The sequence below is a fragment of the Paraburkholderia sp. BR14320 genome, from assembly GCF_040948665.1.
GTDB lineage: Bacteria > Pseudomonadota > Gammaproteobacteria > Burkholderiales > Burkholderiaceae > Paraburkholderia > Paraburkholderia youngii.
In genome coordinates this window covers 13,712-30,438 of sequence record NZ_JBFPKG010000015.1, presented here as the reverse complement: position 1 = coordinate 30,438, position 16,727 = coordinate 13,712, and the positions used below count along the sequence as shown (strand labels likewise).

Annotated in this window: 15 protein-coding genes; 11 read left to right on the top strand and 4 right to left on the bottom strand. The window is 58.6% G+C overall.

Translation table 11 applies throughout. The features are described from left to right. The first annotated feature begins 685 nt into the window (after positions 1-685). The 7 genes from AB3X89_RS16300 to AB3X89_RS16270 all read left to right on the top strand — a co-directional run bounded on the left by AB3X89_RS16300 (position 686) and on the right by AB3X89_RS16270 (position 8,786). Positions 686-1,951, top strand: a complete 1,266-nt coding sequence (locus AB3X89_RS16300) for a flippase (RefSeq protein WP_368584211.1) — start codon at positions 686-688, stop codon at positions 1,949-1,951. Then, positions 1,941-3,029: a UDP-galactopyranose mutase gene (glf, locus tag AB3X89_RS16295; RefSeq protein WP_368584210.1), complete on the top strand. Its 1,089-nt coding sequence runs from the start codon at positions 1,941-1,943 to the stop codon at positions 3,027-3,029. Before AB3X89_RS16300 ends, glf begins: the two co-directional genes overlap by 11 nt. A 370-nt stretch (positions 3,030-3,399) precedes the next feature. Further along, positions 3,400-4,494, top strand: a complete 1,095-nt coding sequence (locus AB3X89_RS16290; RefSeq protein WP_368584209.1) for a hypothetical protein — start codon at positions 3,400-3,402, stop codon at positions 4,492-4,494. A 135-nt stretch (positions 4,495-4,629) separates the two neighbouring features. After that, positions 4,630-5,526 carry a DUF707 domain-containing protein gene (locus AB3X89_RS16285; protein ID WP_368584208.1) on the top strand — a complete coding sequence of 299 codons (897 nt, stop codon included), beginning with the start codon at positions 4,630-4,632 and terminating at the stop codon, positions 5,524-5,526. Positions 5,527-5,895: 369 nt separating this feature from the next. Beyond that, positions 5,896-6,741: a hypothetical protein gene (locus AB3X89_RS16280; RefSeq protein WP_368584207.1), complete on the top strand. Its 846-nt coding sequence runs from the start codon at positions 5,896-5,898 to the stop codon at positions 6,739-6,741. A 462-nt stretch (positions 6,742-7,203) separates the two neighbouring features. Continuing rightward, the gene (locus tag AB3X89_RS16275) at positions 7,204-8,184 is read left to right on the top strand and encodes a glycosyltransferase family 2 protein (protein WP_368584206.1); all 981 of its coding nucleotides are present in this window, start codon (positions 7,204-7,206) and stop codon (positions 8,182-8,184) included. Positions 8,185-8,480: 296 nt separating this feature from the next. Further along, complete coding sequence (locus tag AB3X89_RS16270; RefSeq protein WP_368584205.1) at positions 8,481-8,786, top strand: lysozyme inhibitor LprI family protein; 306 nt, start codon at positions 8,481-8,483, stop codon at positions 8,784-8,786. Between the two features lie 119 nt (positions 8,787-8,905). On the opposite strand, the gene AB3X89_RS16265 is transcribed toward AB3X89_RS16270, so the two are convergent. The 3 genes from AB3X89_RS16265 to AB3X89_RS16255 form a co-directional block, all read right to left on the bottom strand. Further along, positions 8,906-10,195, bottom strand: a complete 1,290-nt coding sequence (locus AB3X89_RS16265) for an MFS transporter (protein ID WP_368584204.1) — start codon at positions 10,193-10,195, stop codon at positions 8,906-8,908. A gap of 52 nt (positions 10,196-10,247) precedes the next feature. Further along, positions 10,248-11,576, bottom strand: coding sequence for an MFS transporter (locus AB3X89_RS16260; RefSeq protein WP_368584203.1), 1,329 nt, complete (start codon positions 11,574-11,576; stop codon positions 10,248-10,250). A gap of 71 nt (positions 11,577-11,647) precedes the next feature. After that, the gene (locus tag AB3X89_RS16255) at positions 11,648-12,922 is read right to left on the bottom strand and encodes a glucarate dehydratase family protein (RefSeq protein ID WP_368584202.1); all 1,275 of its coding nucleotides are present in this window, start codon (positions 12,920-12,922) and stop codon (positions 11,648-11,650) included. A gap of 202 nt (positions 12,923-13,124) precedes the next feature. Here AB3X89_RS16255 and AB3X89_RS16250 point away from each other — a divergent pair, with 202 nt between their 5' ends. Further along, on the top strand, positions 13,125-13,829 hold the full coding sequence (locus tag AB3X89_RS16250; protein ID WP_368584201.1) for a GntR family transcriptional regulator: 705 nt from the start codon (positions 13,125-13,127) through the stop codon (positions 13,827-13,829). Positions 13,830-13,848: 19 nt separating this feature from the next. On the opposite strand, the gene AB3X89_RS16245 is transcribed toward AB3X89_RS16250, so the two are convergent. Continuing rightward, the gene (locus AB3X89_RS16245; protein WP_368584200.1) at positions 13,849-14,928 is read right to left on the bottom strand and encodes an alcohol dehydrogenase catalytic domain-containing protein; all 1,080 of its coding nucleotides are present in this window, start codon (positions 14,926-14,928) and stop codon (positions 13,849-13,851) included. A 111-nt stretch (positions 14,929-15,039) separates the two neighbouring features. On the opposite strand from AB3X89_RS16245, the gene AB3X89_RS16240 reads away from it, so the two are divergent. From AB3X89_RS16240 to AB3X89_RS16230, 3 genes are all read left to right on the top strand, one after another. Then, positions 15,040-15,813, top strand: a complete 774-nt coding sequence (locus AB3X89_RS16240) for a helix-turn-helix transcriptional regulator (RefSeq protein WP_368584199.1) — start codon at positions 15,040-15,042, stop codon at positions 15,811-15,813. A 125-nt stretch (positions 15,814-15,938) separates the two neighbouring features. Further along, positions 15,939-16,196 (top strand): hypothetical protein, encoded by a 258-nt coding sequence (locus AB3X89_RS16235; protein ID WP_176366812.1) that lies wholly within the window; start codon positions 15,939-15,941, stop codon positions 16,194-16,196. A 91-nt stretch (positions 16,197-16,287) separates the two neighbouring features. Further along, complete coding sequence (locus AB3X89_RS16230) at positions 16,288-16,677, top strand: hypothetical protein (protein WP_368584198.1); 390 nt, start codon at positions 16,288-16,290, stop codon at positions 16,675-16,677. Positions 16,678-16,727 lie beyond the last annotated feature (50 nt).

The following is a 16,727-nucleotide window of genomic DNA, read 5'->3' as shown; positions in this document are numbered from 1 at the left end:
CAGCGAAGCATATACAAATTCATAGAGTACTTCGTTTCCTGGCCGCACCGGTCGGCCTTTCCTGTGATTGCGCCGCAACGGCGCAAACCCGTTCTACCTTAATCAATTGTCTGCTTATTTCAGTTCCTGCCGATTCTGGTGGACCCAGACGACCGGCATTTCAGGTGGGCCCGGTTTGCTCCCACAAGGTTTTTCGCGAAACAAGGGCGACGACAGCAGCCCCGATCGCTCCGGTGAAATCGCCGCCGGAGGTTCTCGCGCAAACGGAATCGCATTCCCTGGAAGCTCGTCAGAAACATCGACAGCAAAGGTGGCGTTTACTGATGAGCCGCGCGATCGCAAGAGCAGGCTGGCGAACTGGTTGCTTCATACCGGAGCTCGCCAGGAATTTGAAATCTATTTTGGGTACTCGAGGTGCGCCAAAGTCAGCACTGGTCCGGCGCGGATGCGTCACTGTTGTACGACTCTGATGAAATTCGTGGCGCACCGTCAACGAGTCGTGCGGCTTACTGCCGGTAGCGGTGGCTTCCTCGGACGAAGAGTTTGGGAGCCGGTAGCAAGGCCCAACCGGCGTCGGCCTGATCAGGTATTCGCTTCCGCGGAGACCTTACTCGCACTCCGCCCGGGGGATATAAAGATATGTCTCCAAGCGATCCTTCATCGATGTATTGACAACGGCTAACTCATGACGAGTCCCCTCCGACACAACATCGTTGCGCTGTCAGTTCTGCAAGCAGCCAACATGCTGCTGCCGCTTGCAACATTTCCCTACCTGTTGCGTGTTCTGCGCCCGGAACACTTTGGTGCGTACGTCTTCGCGCAAGCCTTAGTTGGTTATCTCGTGCTGCTGACGGACTACGGTTTTAACTGGTCAGCGACTGCTCACGTCGCACGGGTCCAAAAAGATCGGCACGCGGTATCGAAGATCTTTTGGGCGACGCAAGGCGCAAAGGCGCTTATCGCTGTGGTCTGCCTCGCCATCCTGCTGGTAGCGGCTTTCTTCGTAGCAAGATTGCGCGAACTGCTGCCTGTTCTGCTGGCTACCTATCCGGTCGTTATCGGAACGGTCCTGTTTCCACAGTGGCTTTTCCAGGGCCTGGAGCAGATGACGTTTACTACGGTCTCCACGTTGAGCGCGCGGGTGTTGCTGCTTCCGCTAACATTCTTCCTGGTGCACTCGCCGGCCGACACGTGGATCGCGTCGCTCATCAGTTCGATGAGCGTGATTGCTGCCGGAGTCGTCGCATCGATCCTGATCGCAAAAAACCGACTGATCATCCCCTTGATGCCGAGCATGGCGGACGTCATCGAAGCGCTTCGTGAAGGCTGGCACATGTTCATTTCCACGGCAGCGATCAGTCTGTACACCACCACCAATAGCGTGTTGCTTGGATTTATTGCGGGAGACGTCGCTGTTGGCTACTTTGGCGTAGCCGACAAGATTCGGAATGTCGCCCAGGCGCCGCTCGTACCGTTCGCCAACGCAATTTACCCGCGCGTGACGGCGCTCTTTTCCGAAGACTCCGAAAAGGCGTTTGGGCTGGTGCGCAAGATGCTCTACCTGGGGGGATCGGCCATGTTGCTGGCTTCGGTCGCGCTCTGGGCCGGCGCCGATTTGATCATTCGCATCGCCGTGGGCCCTGGGTACGAACCAGCGGTCATCGTTCTTAAGTGGATGGCCCTCCTGCCGCTGCTCATCTGTCTAAACAATGTACTGGGCGTTCAGGTGATGCTGCCGCTCGGCATGAAGAAGAGAGTCAGCGAGATACTGGTCGTCTGCGGCTTGATCAACCTTGCCCTGCTCGTGCCTCTTGCATCGGCTTATGGCGCTCAGGGCGCGGCAATGTCAGTGCTTGCCACCGAATTTCTGGTTACGGCCTTAATGGCTCTCCACCTGATCAAATGCAAGATTCCAGCTTTTTATACGAGGATGCGCAGAGATGAATTATGACTTCCTTATCGTAGGCGCCGGCTTTGCGGGCGCGGTCTGTGCCGAACGTCTGGCGGCAAGCGGCAAGCGTGTGCTTGTCGTAGACAAGAGAAATCATATTGGCGGCAATGCATATGACCGCGAGGATGAGAACGGTGTGCTGATCCATCCGTATGGTCCGCACATCTTTCATACGAACAGTAAGCGGATATTCGAGTACCTGTCGGGTTTTACCGATTGGCGCTTCTACGAGCATCGCGTAAAGGCTTATGTAGACGGGGATCTGTATCCGATACCGATCAATCGCACGACGATCAACAAGCTATATGGCCTCGATCTGAGCGAACAGGACACGATAGCGTTCCTTGAGTCGGTACGTGAAGCGCGGGAGGTCAATACGACCAGCGAGGACGTGGTGCTGAGCAGCGTTGGCCCGGATCTGTGCGACAAGTTTTTCCGTGGCTATACGCGCAAGCAATGGGGACTCGATCTGTCTGAATTGTCTGCGGGTGTCGCTGCGCGAATACCAACGCGTTCGAACGACGACGACCGGTACTTCACCGATACTTTTCAATTTATGCCGGCGCACGGCTACACCGCGATGTTCGAAAAGATGCTTGACAGTCCAAATATCGACGTGCGTCTGTCGACCGACTATGACGTGGTGAAAGCGAATATCGAATGTGGACACCTTGTGTACACTGGACCGATCGACGCGTATTTCGGGTATCGGTTTGGCAAGCTTCCGTACCGCAGCCTCCACTTTCAACACCAGCATCTGAACGACGTGGAGCGTTTTCAGACGACGGGTACCATCAACTATCCGAACGATCACGAATATACGAGGATTACTGAGTTCAAGCACCTCACCGGGCAACAGCATCAGGGGACTTCGATTGTAAAGGAGTACCCGCGAGCCGAAGGCGAGCCGTACTACCCGATTCCGCGCAAGGAAAACGAGGCATTGTTCATGCGTTACAGCGCGCTCGCGGAGACAGTTACCGATGTGACTTTTGTGGGCAGGCTGGCGCAGTATCGCTATTACAACATGGACCAGGTCGTTGGTGCGGCGCTCAAAGCAGTAGAGGGACTCGTCTAAGGAGCAGTAGTAAGAAAGCTCTGACTGGTGGCGACCGAGAGCTTGCCTGGATTGCCTGAAAGATTTGGAGCGTGTACTTCGCCGCTAACTCTGTCTTTCCGTGTCCCGAAACATGCTTTCTACGCATAGAGAAATTGAGAGATGAAAAAGTACCTGGTCGTTCTGAGCTGGTGGTTCGGCTGGGCGCAGCATTGGAGACGGGGCAACTATCGACCCATGGTCTGTCGTGCTCCAATTGATGCCCCCGGCGATTGTTCAATGGTGATCGCTGCTGCTTCTCACTGCAAATCAGACCAGCGACGCACTGCGGAATACGACTGCACACTTGATCTTTGCTTGTACTAATGTACTCGTCCTACGAAGGAGTAGCATGACTGCATCCCGTTCTAACTCGGCGTCGAGGCGAGTCGCTATTCTGGTCCTGCTCTGTCGCGACTACGCAGCGCTTGAACTGACCCTTGCCAGTCACATGGCGTACCGGCCGACAGGCGTCGAGTTCATCCTGCTTCAGAACTGCAGGGGCGGCTATGACGCGGAACGCACGCTTGCCGTCGCGCGGCGCTATGCAAGGCTTTTTCCGGGCGTCGTTCGGGTCGTCGACGATATTCCGCCTGGTCCACCTTATCGCACGATCAAAAAACTACTCTCGCAGCCGGCGTTCGCCGAAATCGACCTGATCTGCAAGGTGGACGACGACGCGTTCCCGATCACCGGCGGGTGGTTCGACAAGATGCTCGCCACGTACGACGAGGTGGAAAAGGAAAGCGGGGACGGGCTTGCCTACGTCACCCCGCTCATCAACAACAACAACTGGGGCTTCCCTGAAGTGATGCGTGCGATGAGTCTGGAACGCGAGTACTTCACGAACCAGGCGCATCCGCATTTCGTTGGTGCCGCCGGGGACGGTCGCTGTCCGATGCGAATCATCCCTGCGGAGCAGATCGAGATCGGCACCAATGGCACGATATGGGGCTATCCGCATATCGCGCGCTGGCTACATGAACGGACCACGCTGCAACCTGATGCTTTCATCGCTGCCACTCGGGCGCTCGAACCTTGCGAAGTGCCCTCAGAATCGCGCTATTCGATCGGCTGCATTCTTTTTCGCAAGCGGTTATGGGACATGATCGACGACGGTGGGCAGGACGACGAGCACATGATGCATATGTACTGCGCGCGACAGCAGCTGCGAATCGTTTGTACGCGTAGCGTGCCGTTCGTTCACATCGCGTACTTTACCCAGCGTGAGGAGAACCGCGACATCGTCGATGCCGCTCGCGCGCTATACGACGCGAGGCTCGGCCATCCCTTTCCGATCTCACTCTACGCGGACCGTGAACGCGATATCGAAGCGCGGTTGCGCTGGCTCGAAGAACACCCGCCGCAGGCCACCAAGGGGACGCTTGAAACGTCGAAGCGTGTCAGTCGCGCGATCTATCGGCGAGTGCGCACGCTATGGAAATGAGCAAGGGCGCGCGTCGCCGAGCGGAGTGTGTCGTTTCATGATTTCGCGCGGTTGGTGTCAGTCAAATGCGATTCTTCGCCAGTGACTGTCTTTACGTGCCGCGCAATCTACTTCTATGCATAGGGAAATTGAAAGATGAACAAGTACGTGGTCGTTCTGAGGTGTGGAGACAGTTCCTTGCATCCGCAATGGTTCAGCGGCGGACAGGCCCCAAACTTTGATTTGATCCTGAGTTACTACGGGAAGAACGAAGATTATGCAGACATCTATGCCAAAGCCATACATCGATTCAAAGGATCAAAATGGGAAGGTCTTAACGACTTCATGTTGCAAAATGCCCAATTGATTCTGCAATATCGTTACATCTGGCTCCCGGACGACGACATCCTGACGGATGTTCAAACCCTGAACGACTTCTTCGAGTATGTAGAACGAGAGAATTTCGCACTCGCGCAACCGTCTCTCGACGAGAGAAGCTATTTCGGTCACCAAACGACGTTGCAAAACAGCGAGTTTGAATTTCGCGAAACAAATTTCGTGGAGTTGATGATGCCATGTTTATCTTCGAATGCTTTGCAAGCGATAAAACACAGCTTCGGGATGAACAAATCAGGATGGGGCCTCGATTTCTTGTGGCCCAAGTGGGTCGCTTCTTTTGGAAAGGTTGGCATTATTGATCGTTTTTCCGTGTTCCATACACGCCCGGTCGGCTCGGCTGGGAGCGGCATGGGAGACGATTCAACTACGAGCCCAAATTTTGAATTGAATCAGACGCTCGCGCAATACGGGATGCTGGGCACTCCGATAAAGGTCATTCGTGGCAAAAGAAGCGATGTAGGCAAATCATATGCGAGCGGACGACTGGGCAATCCAATGTTGTTCATTCATGCGGTAAAGGGCAGCAATCCGGTGCGACGGAAAGATATCGTCAGTTTTATGAGGCTGCTGAAAGAGTATCTGCCGTGGCTTCATCATATCAAGCGCACAACGTGGCCAATACATCGGGCTCCGGAAAGGCGCTCAAGCCGTTGAGAATGATAATGCGCGTGATTGATGCGAATACCGTTTCGCTGCCGTGGGCATAGACCGTTTTCGAAGCAGCAAACCTGTCGCGGGGGCATTGTCAACTTATCGAGACTCGTCGTAAAAGCGGCAGGAAGGTCAGGATCCACTTGTCGACGGCGGAGATTTTCGATAAATGATTAATTAGTCACACTCAACCATTGGCGACATTAGTCGGGCGAAAAGAGACATGCTCCATGGATCGCATTTAGTTCTGTATAAACTCTCGTATCGTGTAGTCCGTTGCAACCACCTTCTCGCGTACGGCACTGCCGAGTCTCCAATGGTATGCAGCAACGCGGCGATGCTCTCAACGAAGCAAATCGAGGAGGCTAAATTATGAGCGATGCAAAATTTGCAACGTTCTGGAATGGTCCGGAATTGTCTCCTTATGAAATCGCTTGTTTGAATACGTTCATTGCTAATGGCAGCGAAATCGCTGTGTATAGTTATAAACCCATCAGCAATTTGCCAAAAGGCGTGATCGAAAAGGACGCCCAGTCGATCCTTTCGGCCGACTCGCTGAGCGCTTTTCCCGTTAATGGCGTTCCTTCATTGGCGCATTTCACAGATTATTTCCGGTTAATAATGTTTACCAAAACGGATGAAATCTGGGCGGACACAGATATTCTTCTCCTGAGACGATTTGACCTGAACATTGCGGGCGACTTGGTCGGCCGGGGAGAGCCGGATCTGCTTTGCAACGCACTCCTGCGCCTCGACCCGGGGAATCCACGGCTGCATGATGTAATTCAGCGGGTAGAAGCGATGGAGAACACGGATATAAAATGGCGTGCTACTGGCTCCCATATTTTGACGGAGGTCTATGGTGCAAAGGCCGGCTTGGCTGAAAAAGTGTTTTATCCGGTGCATGCCGATTCCTATTATAAGGTCTTTTTGCCCCACTATTTCGAAGAGTGCGCTGCGCTTTGCACCAATGCATATACGCTTAAATTTTGGAATAATCGTGTGGTTAAGCTTGGCGTGTTCAAACGGGTCTGTCCACCGAAGGGGTCATTCCTGCATCACGTGTTTGCCAGTACTGGATCCGATCAGCTTTTCGACGAGATCTATCCCGCGGATGTGATGCAGAGGTTGATCAGTAACGCCGAAGAGAGAGTCGGCCGCGATGAAGGCGTTCGCAAACTCATGCGCATAGCATTGGGGCGCGGATTATCCAGCTAATTTGACGACACGTATTCACACACCGGATTTAATTGATAACTATTGGCATATTCGTCTCATTATCGCAAAAACGATTTCATTAAAAGTTCCTATCTGACATACTTGCCTGATCCACTGCCGAAGTGGTGGAATACGCCAATACCTCACCAATTTGTGCCGATTCCTATAAGATATTGGTGCAGCGATGCGTTTACAGCTAGTCTGTAGTGTACTTCGTTCCCGGTCGCATGCTGGTCGACTTTGTCCTGTGATTGCGCCGCGACCATAGTCCCGTTTTACCCAATTTATTGTCTGCTTATTTCAGTTGCTGGCGATCTTGGTAGACCCAGACTGCCGGCGCTTCAGGTCGGCCCGATTTGCTCCCACAACATGATTCGTGATTGGTTGATTTCTTCGCGAAGCCGGGATTTTGCGATATAGAACGGGTAGTTCACGCCTCGTTTACCTCCAGGAGCATTGTCTATGTCCGCACCGAGAATCAGCGTTCTGCTGCCTATCTACAAGGTCGAGGACTATATCGAGGACTGTCTCGACTCACTGCTGTCACAATCCTGCACCGATTTCGAAATCATCGCCGTCGACGACTGCAGCCCCGATCGCTCCGGTGAAATCGCCGCCCGGGTTCTCGCGCAACAGGATCGCATTTCGTGGAAGTTGATCAGAAACATCGACAACAAAGGGCTCGCTGAAACGCGAAAAATCGCAGCATCGGAAGCGCGGGGCGACTATGTGCTTTGCGTTGACAGCGACGACCACGTCCATCGCGATCTCATTTGCACCGTGCTGCGCGAAGCCGACCAGCACGACGCCGATGTCGTCATTTTCGCCGCCGAGCGCATCAGTCCCGATGGCGCCGTCAACGCTCGGATCGATTCCGGCGACGGCATTATCACTGGCGTGGAAGCCGTCCAGAAAATTCTCGAACTCAAGCTGCAAGCCTTTTGCTGGAACAAGCTTGTGCGCCGCTCCATTTTCGTTGCAGCCGAGCATCCGTGCGGTCTCATCTTCGAAGACGTTTGCGTGTCGGTGCAAACGCTCGCCAACTCGAAAGTGGTGCGCCTCATTCCGGACAACCTCTATTCGTACATGATCCGTGAATCAGGAATTTCGAGACGCTTCAACCCGCAGGTCGTCGACCTTTTTGCCATCATGGACCGCGTGGAAAAAAATACCGCGTCCCTCCCGATTACCGACTACAAGCGCCTCTTCTTCCGGCTCAAATACAGCTGGGCATTCCGCGCGATCGCGTTTCAGACCGCAATCACCGCGCCGACTTACCGCCTCGCGAGCCCTATTCTGCAAAGCGTATCGGAGAAGCTGCGCGTGAAGCACCTGCTTGGCCTGTTTGCCGATCGGCATCTGAAGCTTTCCATCACTATGACCATGCTCAAGATCCATCCGTGGATCTTTTATTGCGTCGTAAGACGCTTCAACCGCCGCTGACACAGCAGAATGCGTCATCCGGCACATCATTTAGCGCCGAGCGCGTTGGAGGTACACGAGATCGCGTGACCGAATCGAACGCACTCTTGTTTCCCCAACAGGTACGCCGAGAGTACTGGAACTTGTAGTTAATTGTGTCGCTTGGCGCTTACGCATCGCCGACTACATACATATTCGTCAAGCTCTATCTATGGCTCTGCGTTCGACTACACGAAAGCTGCGCCGGCTAGCCAATATTTCACCGGAAAACTCAGGAGCAAATTGACAGATTTTGCAAGAATGACGCCTTAGCGACAATGGACGTTTCGGCTTGCGCTCAGCACGATTTCGAACGCATCTCGGAGACGCTCGAGAAGAAGATATCTGCAATAGAGCGGATCATGGTTGACGGCGACCAGGAGCTACGAGCGAATGGCGAACCCGAGGCACTTCCATATTTCCGGAGAGCACAGGAGAGCTGGAACCTCTATCGCGACAACGAGTGTTATGCGGAAGTGTATGAGGCTGGACAGGCATCGTTGCGATTCGTCGAGTTTTGGGACTGCATGACGAGAATTACCACGCATCGGCTCGATGAACTGACAAAGCCAATCAATCAGTAAGCGCGAGTGCCAATCACTCACTGGATCAACTCGGCTGCATCCCCGTCCAGACAAAAAAGGGCGGGGGACGCCACTGATGCGTCCCCCGCCCTTCGGTTGTGTCACCGACAACCGTTACATCAATCGCGCAACTTCACCGCCGTCATCCGCGGCATCAACAGGTGAATGATGCCCAGCGCAATCAGATACGCCGATGCGCCGACCGCAAAGAGGGCCCAATAATTCCCGGTGCGCTGCAAGGTCTCGCCGATCACGCCGGAGAAGAAGAACGAACCGACCATCCCCGCCACGCCGCCGATACCGACCACCGTACCGACCACCCGCTTCGGAAACACGTCGCCGACCGTCGTGACCAGATTCGCTGACCAGCCCTGGTGCGCCGCTGCCGCGAGACCAACGGCGAGCACCGCCCACCACAGGCTCTGGAATGCCGACAACGTTGCGATCGGCACCACGCACAATGCACAGATGAGCATCGTGAGCTTGCGTGCGAAATTCGGCCGGTTGGTGCGCGCCATCAGATGCGACGACAGCCAGCCACCCGCCACGCTGCCGACCGACGACATCGTATAGATTGCGATCAGCGGCAGGCCCATGTGGGCGATATCGATATGGCGCGACTCATTGAGCCACTTGGGCAGCCAGAACAGATAGAACCACCACACCGGATCGGTCAGCAGCTTGCCGAAGACGAACGCCCACGTTTCGCGGTACTTGAGCACCGACAACCAGCTGACTTTCTGCTCGACGACTTCCTCGCGATCCGCATTGATGTAGGCGAGTTCTTTCTTCGACACCGACGGATGCTCCGAAGGCTGCCGATAAACCAGCCACCACACCGCCAGCCAGACGAAACCGGTCGCGCCGCCCGCGATGAACGTCGCGCGCCAGCCCCACATCACCGCGGCGATGGGCACGAAGGCCGGCGCCACGATGCCGCCGATCGTCGCGCCCATGTTCCAGAAGCCCGTCGCAAGCGCGCGTTCCTTCTTCGGAAACCACGTGGCGGTAGTGCGGATCGCGACCGGGAAATTGGCCGCTTCGCCGAAGCCGAGCAGACCGCGTACGGCCGCGAAACCCGGCACGGTCGATGCTACCGCGTGCAGCATCGCCGCGAGACTCCACAGCGCCATCGCGCTGCCGTAGACCTTCTTCGTGCTGACGCGATCGGCGATGCGGCCGAAGATCGCGAGACCCACCGCATAGGCGACCGTAAACACCATCACGGTCTGCGCATACTGCACCTGGTTCCAACCGATATCTTTTTGCAGCAGCGGCGCGAGCAGCCCAAGCATCTGACGATCCATGTAGTTGATCGTCGTCGCCGCGAAGATCATCGCGCAGATGGTCCATCGGTATCGTCCGACGGCCGTCCGTGCGGCAGCCGTCGTTGCTTCTAGTGTTTTCATCGTGTCTCCTGAAGGTTCCTGAAAATGGTGTCTATGCGGTTGTTCGATACGGTCAATGCGCTGAGGCGGGCAATCCTTCGCGCGGGCTCATGCGCGAGAAGAACACGACCCCGGCGGCAATCACCGACATCACCGCGAGTCCAGTGAGGCCGCCCTCGATCGAGCCGGTTTTCTGTTCGAGGAAGCCGAAGGCGGCCGGCGCGACGAAGCCGCCGAGGTTGCCGATCGAGTTGATCAGCGCCAGCACCGCGGCGGAAATCCGCGCGTCGAGATAGCCCTGCGGGATCACCCAGAACAGCGACGAGGCCGCCTTGAAGCCGATCGCGGCAAAGCAGATCGCGACGAATGAGAACACCGGGCCGCCCTGGCCGGCCGCATACATGCCGAGCGCGGCGATCAGCAGCACGCACGCCACCCACGCCTGCTGGAACTTGAAGCGCGCCGCGAGCATCGCGAACAGATACATCGCCGCGATCGAGATCAGCCACGGGATCGAGTTGAACAGGCCGACCTGGAAGTCGTTGAAATGGCCCATCTTGTGGATGATGCTGGGCAGCCAGAAAGTCGCGCCGTAAATGGTCAGCGACACCGCGAAGTAGATCAGGCAGAAGATCAGTATTTGCGGATCGCGCAGCAGGGTTCCGAGCGACGGCTTGACCGGGTGCGCGGCGGCGCGCTGGCGTTGCTCTTCGTCGATCGCATCCAGCACTGCGTCCTGCTCGGCGCGGGTGAGCCACGCGGCGTCGCGCGGCTTCGAGTCGAGCCACAGCAGGATGAAGCCCGCGAGCACGACCGAGAACATGCCTTCGATGATGAACATCCACTGCCAGCCGCGCAACCCCGCGCCTTCGATCAGCATCAGCCCGCCGGAGATCGGCCCGGACAGTACCGACGCGAGCGCCGAGCCGCTCAGGAAGATCGCCATTGCCTTGCCGCGCTCGTTGCTCGGCAGCCATTGCGTGAAGTAGTAGATGACGCCGGGAAAGAAGCCCGCTTCGGCCGCGCCGAGCAGCAGCCGCATCGCGTAGAACGACGTCTCGCCGCGCACGAATGCCATGCCGGCCGCGGCCAGTCCCCAGGTCAGCATGATACGCGCGAGCCACAGCTTCGCGCCGTAGCGCTGCAGCAGGATGTTCGACGGCACTTCGAAAATCGCGTAGCTGATGAAGAAGAGCCCCGCACCGAGCCCATAGGCCGCCGCGCCGATGCCCAGATCGGCGCTCAGATGCTGGCGCACGAAGCCGATGTTCACGCGGTCGATGTAATTGACGATGAACATCACGACGAACAGCGGCAGCACGCGCCATTTGATCTTGTGCACCGCGCTCGCCAGCGCGCCGGCGAGCGCGGGCCGCGCCGTGTCGGCAATCGGGCTACTCATGGGGTTGTCTCCTTCGATGGCGACGCGCATTGCGCGTCGCGAGCCTCGTAGGCGCGGATTGGAAGCGAGGATTAAAAGCGCGGATTCTTGCCGGTGAAGCCCGGTTCGTACTTGCGCATCTGCGAGAGGTCATCGCGATTGCGCACGCCGCACGACCGATACTGCGCATGCAGTTCGGCGAGCCGCTCGCGGTCGAGCTCGACGCCGAGGCCCGGCGTGGTGGGTACGCGCACCGAGCCGTTGTCGAACGTCACACGGCCGCCCTTGATGACTTCTTCCTCCTGCCACGGGTAGTGGGTGTCGCACGCATAGGTCAGGTTGGGGATGCTGGCCGCGACGTGCGTCATCGCCATCAGGCTGATACCGAGGTGCGAGTTCGAGTGCATCGACATGCCCAGATCCCATAGCTTGCACATGCGTGCAAGCGTCTGCGTCGCGCGCAGGCCGCCCCAGTAGTGGTGATCCGACAGCAGGACCTTGACCGAACCCATCTCGGCGCCGCGGCGGAAATCTTCCATCGTCGTGATGACCATGTTGGTCGCGAGCGGCAGGCGCGTGTGCTTCGCCAGTTCGGCCATGCCTTCGAGGCTCGGGCACGGGTCTTCGTAGTACTCGAGCAGTTCGTCGAGTTCAGGGGCGGCGGCGATGCTCGTTTCGAGCGTCCAGTTCGCGTTCGGGTCGAGGCGCAGCGGCACGCCGGGGAACGCCTGATGCAGCGCGCGCATGCACGCGATTTCGTGTGCCGGCTCGAACACGCCGCCCTTCAGCTTGATGCTCTGGAAGCCATACAGCTCGATCATCCGGCGCGCCTGCGCGACGATCTGCTCCGGGCTCAGGCCTTCGCCCCAGGCATCGGGCGCATAGGGCTTGTCGATGTGCTCGGCGTACTTGAAGAACAGATAGGCGCTGTACGGCACGGCGTCGCGCACCTTGCCGCCAAGCAGATCGACGATCGGCGCGCCGACGATTTGCCCTTGCAGGTCGAGCATCGCGACTTCGAGCGTGCTGATGACTTTGGGCGCGTTCTTCGCCGCGTGCGAGCCGGGCGCGAGTTCGAATTCGACCGCGCCCGGGGTCGCCTTGATCGTGCCCCGCACGCGTTCTTCCATGCGGTTGAGGTCGAACGGCGACAGGCCGATCACCAGCGACTTCGCCTGTTCGAGCACACGCAGCATCGGTTCGTCGCCATAGGTCTCGGAGATGCCGACGCGGCCGTCGCTCGTCTCCAGTTCGACGATTGCGCGCAGCGCCCAGGGTTCGTGGATTCCGGCGGCGTTGAGCAGGGGGCCGTCGCGGAAGGCGATCGGGGTGATGCGCACCTGCGTGATGGTGATGTCGCGAGTCATGATGGCAATCGGCATAAGTGGAGTTTGATGGGCCGAATCGTAAAGCACTAATATATTAGTGCGTTAGTGGGGTAAACTCTCATGCCGACTTCGTCGCTAATTCCGCTCGCAAGGCCGCTGGAAGCGGCAGGCGTCGGCTATAGTACTAGTGCCTCAGCGGATCCCCCGTCGGTCCGCCTGCTTCCAAGCTTCATTTTCTGCCATGAAAAACCACGCTCACTCGGCGACGGTCACCCGGCTCGACCGCTCCCGCCACGCCGCGCCGCAAGTCTTCGAACGACTGCGCGAAATGATCCTTTCGCTCGAATTGACGCCGGGCACGGTACTGTCGCGCACCGAGCTCGCGAACCGCTACGGGCTCAGCCAGACGCCGGTGCGCGACGCGCTGATGAAGCTCGGCGAGGAAGGTCTCGTCGATATCTATCCGCAGCACGCGACGGTCGTGAGCCAGATCAAGGTGACGTCCGCGCTGCAGGCGCATTTCCTGCGCCGCTCGATCGAACTCGAAGTGGTGCGTACGCTCGGGGAGCAGCGCAACGCCACGCTGATCGCGGAACTGCGCGTCACGATCGCGCGGCAAACGGAATTGCTCGACCTGAAGAACTACGAGCAGTTCTCGCTGCTCGATCAGGCGTTTCATCGGCAGATGTACGAGGCGGCGGGCGTGCCGCAGCTATGGGATCTGGTGCGCAGGCTGAGCGGCCATATCGACCGGCTGCGGCGCCTGAATCTGCCGGTGGAGGGCAAGACGATGGCGGTCGTGCGCGATCATACAGAGATCGTCGATGCGATCGACAAGGGCGATGTCGAGGCCGCGCAGGCGGCGCTGCGCAAACATCTGTCGGGGACGCTGAGCCAGATCGATCAGATTCGCACGAGTCATCCGAATTTTTTGGCGGACGAGTGAGGGCTGGCTGAATCGCTGGCTATGGCTGGATCACGGTCATTCTGAATGGACCGCCGTTCGCGGCCGCGTGGGACACCGCTTCGTTGGCATGATCGAGCGGGAATGTCTTGACGTCGAAATGACGGAGATCGAGCAATCCCGAGCGAATCAGGCCGGTCATCAGCGTCACCGCTTCCGTCGGATACATCCATTTGCCGCGCACGGTGATGTCGTTGCGCATGAGCCACGGATACGGCAGCTCGAGACCGGCGCCGCCCAGCATGCCCACGCCACCCATCAAGATGACGCGGCCGTACGGCCGCACGGCCATCATCGCGGCGCGCACGGCCGTGACCGGCGCCGAGGGCGGCAGCAGATCGATGACACAATCGATCGGACAAGAAGCCGCCTGCTGCATCCGTTCGCGATCCGCCTGTTCATCGCCTGAAAGTCTGACTGGGCGCACGCGCTCGCCGAAGCGCTGTGTCAGATCGTCGAGTGCTTGCGCATTGCGTCCCGGCGCGACCACACAGCGCGCTCCCATCGCAAGGGCGACAGCTACACATGCGCTGCCGAAGTTGCCCGTAGCACCGCTCACGAGCAGTGTTTCGCCAGCCCGCAGCGCGGCCGCAAGCAGGCCGCCATAAGGCACGAGCATCACGTTGAGCGCACACCATCGCGCCGCCTCGCCGCGCTCGATGTCGCCGATACGAACCGCGTTCTCGGTCGGCACGCGCACCTGTTCGGCGAACGGGCCGTCGTGAAAGTACCGCTGCAGTTGCAAGCCGCCGTCTCCGCGAGAACTCCAGCCCTGCAGCGTTATATCGGGCATCAACGCGTCGTCGCGCGAGCGCACGGTGGGATCGCAGAACACCCAGTCGCCCACCTTCAGATGAGTCGCATCGGGACCGCTCGCTCTTACACGACCGATCGCGCCGCAGCCGGGCACGATGGGCAACTCGAGCGGATAGCGGCGCTGACCATTGAACACTTCATTCGCGTACGACAACACCGGCGCGGCGGCGACATCCACGATCACCTCGCCCGTGCCGATTTCCGGATCTGGCATCTGCGTAATCGCGAGGGGCCGGTCAAGTGAATTCAGGATTGCAGCTTTCATCGTCGTTCTCCGTCAAGGATGGTCTGACGAGCCCATTCTGGCGAACCTAGAATAGGCAACAAGGCTTGGTACTATCCCAGGATTCATCGATACCTCCTTGCAAGGACGAACATGCCGGCATCGAGACGGAGTGAATTTGGCGATTTTCTGCGTTCGCGCCGCGAGAAGCTGAGCCCGGCATCGGCGCGGCTCGGCAGCGGCCGGCGCCGTCGTACGCCGGGGTTGCGGCGCGAAGAAGTTGCCGAACTGGCGGGCATCGGTGTGGACTGGTATGTGCGGCTGGAGCAGGGGCGAACGGTCAGCCCGTCCGATGCCACTCTCGACGCGCTTGCTCGCGCGCTGCGGCTTGGCAAAGCGGAAGCCGCGCATCTGCGGGCGCTCGCGCGCAGCAACGATCGGCGGACGCTTCCTGCCGAGAAAGTGCCGCCGGCAATCGCGCGCATCGTTTCAGACCTGGGTCTGCCGGCATACGTGACCGGCAGGCGGTGGGACATCCTGGCGTGGAACCGGGCGGCCGCCGATCTACTCGGCTTCGATCGCCTGAACGAGGCGGACCGCAATATCCTCGTTTTCATGTTCATCGAACCGGAAGCTCGGCGGCTATTCGGACCCGCGTGGGAAGACGAAGCGCGCCGCATGATCGCGCTCTTTCGCGCAACGCACGATCTGTTTGCCACCGATCCATCGTTCGTCCAGCTAGTGGAGCGCCTGCGTTCGTCGAGTGCGGAGTTCGCCAGCTGGTGGATCGCGCATGACGTCCGTGGCGGCGCATCTGGCGAGAAGGTACTCGCGCATCCTCAGCGTGGAAACCAACGTTACCAATACGCTACGTTTCAGGCGAACGATGACCCGTCGCTGAAACTCTCGATCTACACCCCCGTTTGAGCTCCGCCCAGCTGGCAAAGCCATCGCGACGGCCCTAGGACCTTGGTCCGATTGACGCGGCATCCACGCGTGGCACCCTTGTACAAAGCCGGAATAATCATCGTCAACCTGACAGGGAGGCTGCCATGTTTTCATGGAGCCGGCAGTTCGCGCTCGCGGTCATGGCCGTGTCCGCGATGGCTTGCGCGGGAAGCGCCTGGGCAACCGAACAGGCTCAGCAACGTCGTGCTGGACGCGACGTGCGCCAGGAGACACGCCAGGGTGCCCGTCATACGAAGCAGGAGTGCAGAGCCGCGGATCAGAAGAGCAATTCGCAGTGCCGGCAGGACAAGCGGCAGACCAAGCAGGGCGGCCGTCAGGCGGCCAGGAATATCAAGTATTGAGCGTTTGCGTTCGCGTGCGCCGGCTGGGCACTGAACCGGCAACAGCATGGGAAGGCAGACACCACGTCCACCAGATCGAGCGGGGGAGCCGATGCGAGCCTGGCGATATGTAGCGCTTTCCACTTTGCCGTTCATGATCGTTGGCTGCAACACGCCTCCGATCGCACCGGGCAAGCCGGTCGATATCCCGACTGCCCTCGAGCAGGTTCTCCAGGGCCTGTGCAATTTCCGCAAAGATCAGGCCGGCCGCAAGCAGGACCTGGGCGCCGCAATCGACTCGATCACCGTGGAGCTCGACCTGACCGTCGACGGGGCGAGAAATCCGCCAGTGGCGGTCGCGCCGGATATCCAGTTCATTCCGACCGTTAGCTACGGTCAGATCATGACGGCAAACCGGGGCAGCAGACTCGTGCTGACGCTGAAAAACACTGGCAGCGGCACCCATGGCGGCGATTGCGATGTGACTGCGCCAGCCAAGTAGAGATCAGACAGCAGGGGCACTTCCCGCGCGTTGACCCGCGCAAGTGCCCC

Bases quoted from the DNA above. Each gene is read 5' to 3' on its own strand.
- AB3X89_RS16300 (WP_368584211.1), top strand. From the start codon at position 686: ATGACGAGTCCCCTCCGACACAACATCGTTGCGCTGTCAGTTCTGCAA.
- glf (WP_368584210.1), top strand. From the start codon at position 1,941: ATGAATTATGACTTCCTTATCGTAGGCGCCGGCTTTGCGGGCGCGGTC.
- AB3X89_RS16290 (WP_368584209.1), top strand. From the start codon at position 3,400: ATGACTGCATCCCGTTCTAACTCGGCGTCGAGGCGAGTCGCTATTCTG.
- AB3X89_RS16285 (WP_368584208.1), top strand. From the start codon at position 4,630: ATGAACAAGTACGTGGTCGTTCTGAGGTGTGGAGACAGTTCCTTGCAT.
- AB3X89_RS16280 (WP_368584207.1), top strand. From the start codon at position 5,896: ATGAGCGATGCAAAATTTGCAACGTTCTGGAATGGTCCGGAATTGTCT.
- AB3X89_RS16275 (WP_368584206.1), top strand. From the start codon at position 7,204: ATGTCCGCACCGAGAATCAGCGTTCTGCTGCCTATCTACAAGGTCGAG.
- AB3X89_RS16270 (WP_368584205.1), top strand. From the start codon at position 8,481: ATGGACGTTTCGGCTTGCGCTCAGCACGATTTCGAACGCATCTCGGAG.
- AB3X89_RS16265 (WP_368584204.1), bottom strand. From the start codon at position 10,195: ATGAAAACACTAGAAGCAACGACGGCTGCCGCACGGACGGCCGTCGGA.
- AB3X89_RS16260 (WP_368584203.1), bottom strand. From the start codon at position 11,576: ATGAGTAGCCCGATTGCCGACACGGCGCGGCCCGCGCTCGCCGGCGCG.
- AB3X89_RS16255 (WP_368584202.1), bottom strand. From the start codon at position 12,922: ATGACTCGCGACATCACCATCACGCAGGTGCGCATCACCCCGATCGCC.
- AB3X89_RS16250 (WP_368584201.1), top strand. From the start codon at position 13,125: ATGAAAAACCACGCTCACTCGGCGACGGTCACCCGGCTCGACCGCTCC.
- AB3X89_RS16245 (WP_368584200.1), bottom strand. From the start codon at position 14,928: ATGAAAGCTGCAATCCTGAATTCACTTGACCGGCCCCTCGCGATTACG.
- AB3X89_RS16240 (WP_368584199.1), top strand. From the start codon at position 15,040: ATGCCGGCATCGAGACGGAGTGAATTTGGCGATTTTCTGCGTTCGCGC.
- AB3X89_RS16235 (WP_176366812.1), top strand. From the start codon at position 15,939: ATGTTTTCATGGAGCCGGCAGTTCGCGCTCGCGGTCATGGCCGTGTCC.
- AB3X89_RS16230 (WP_368584198.1), top strand. From the start codon at position 16,288: ATGCGAGCCTGGCGATATGTAGCGCTTTCCACTTTGCCGTTCATGATC.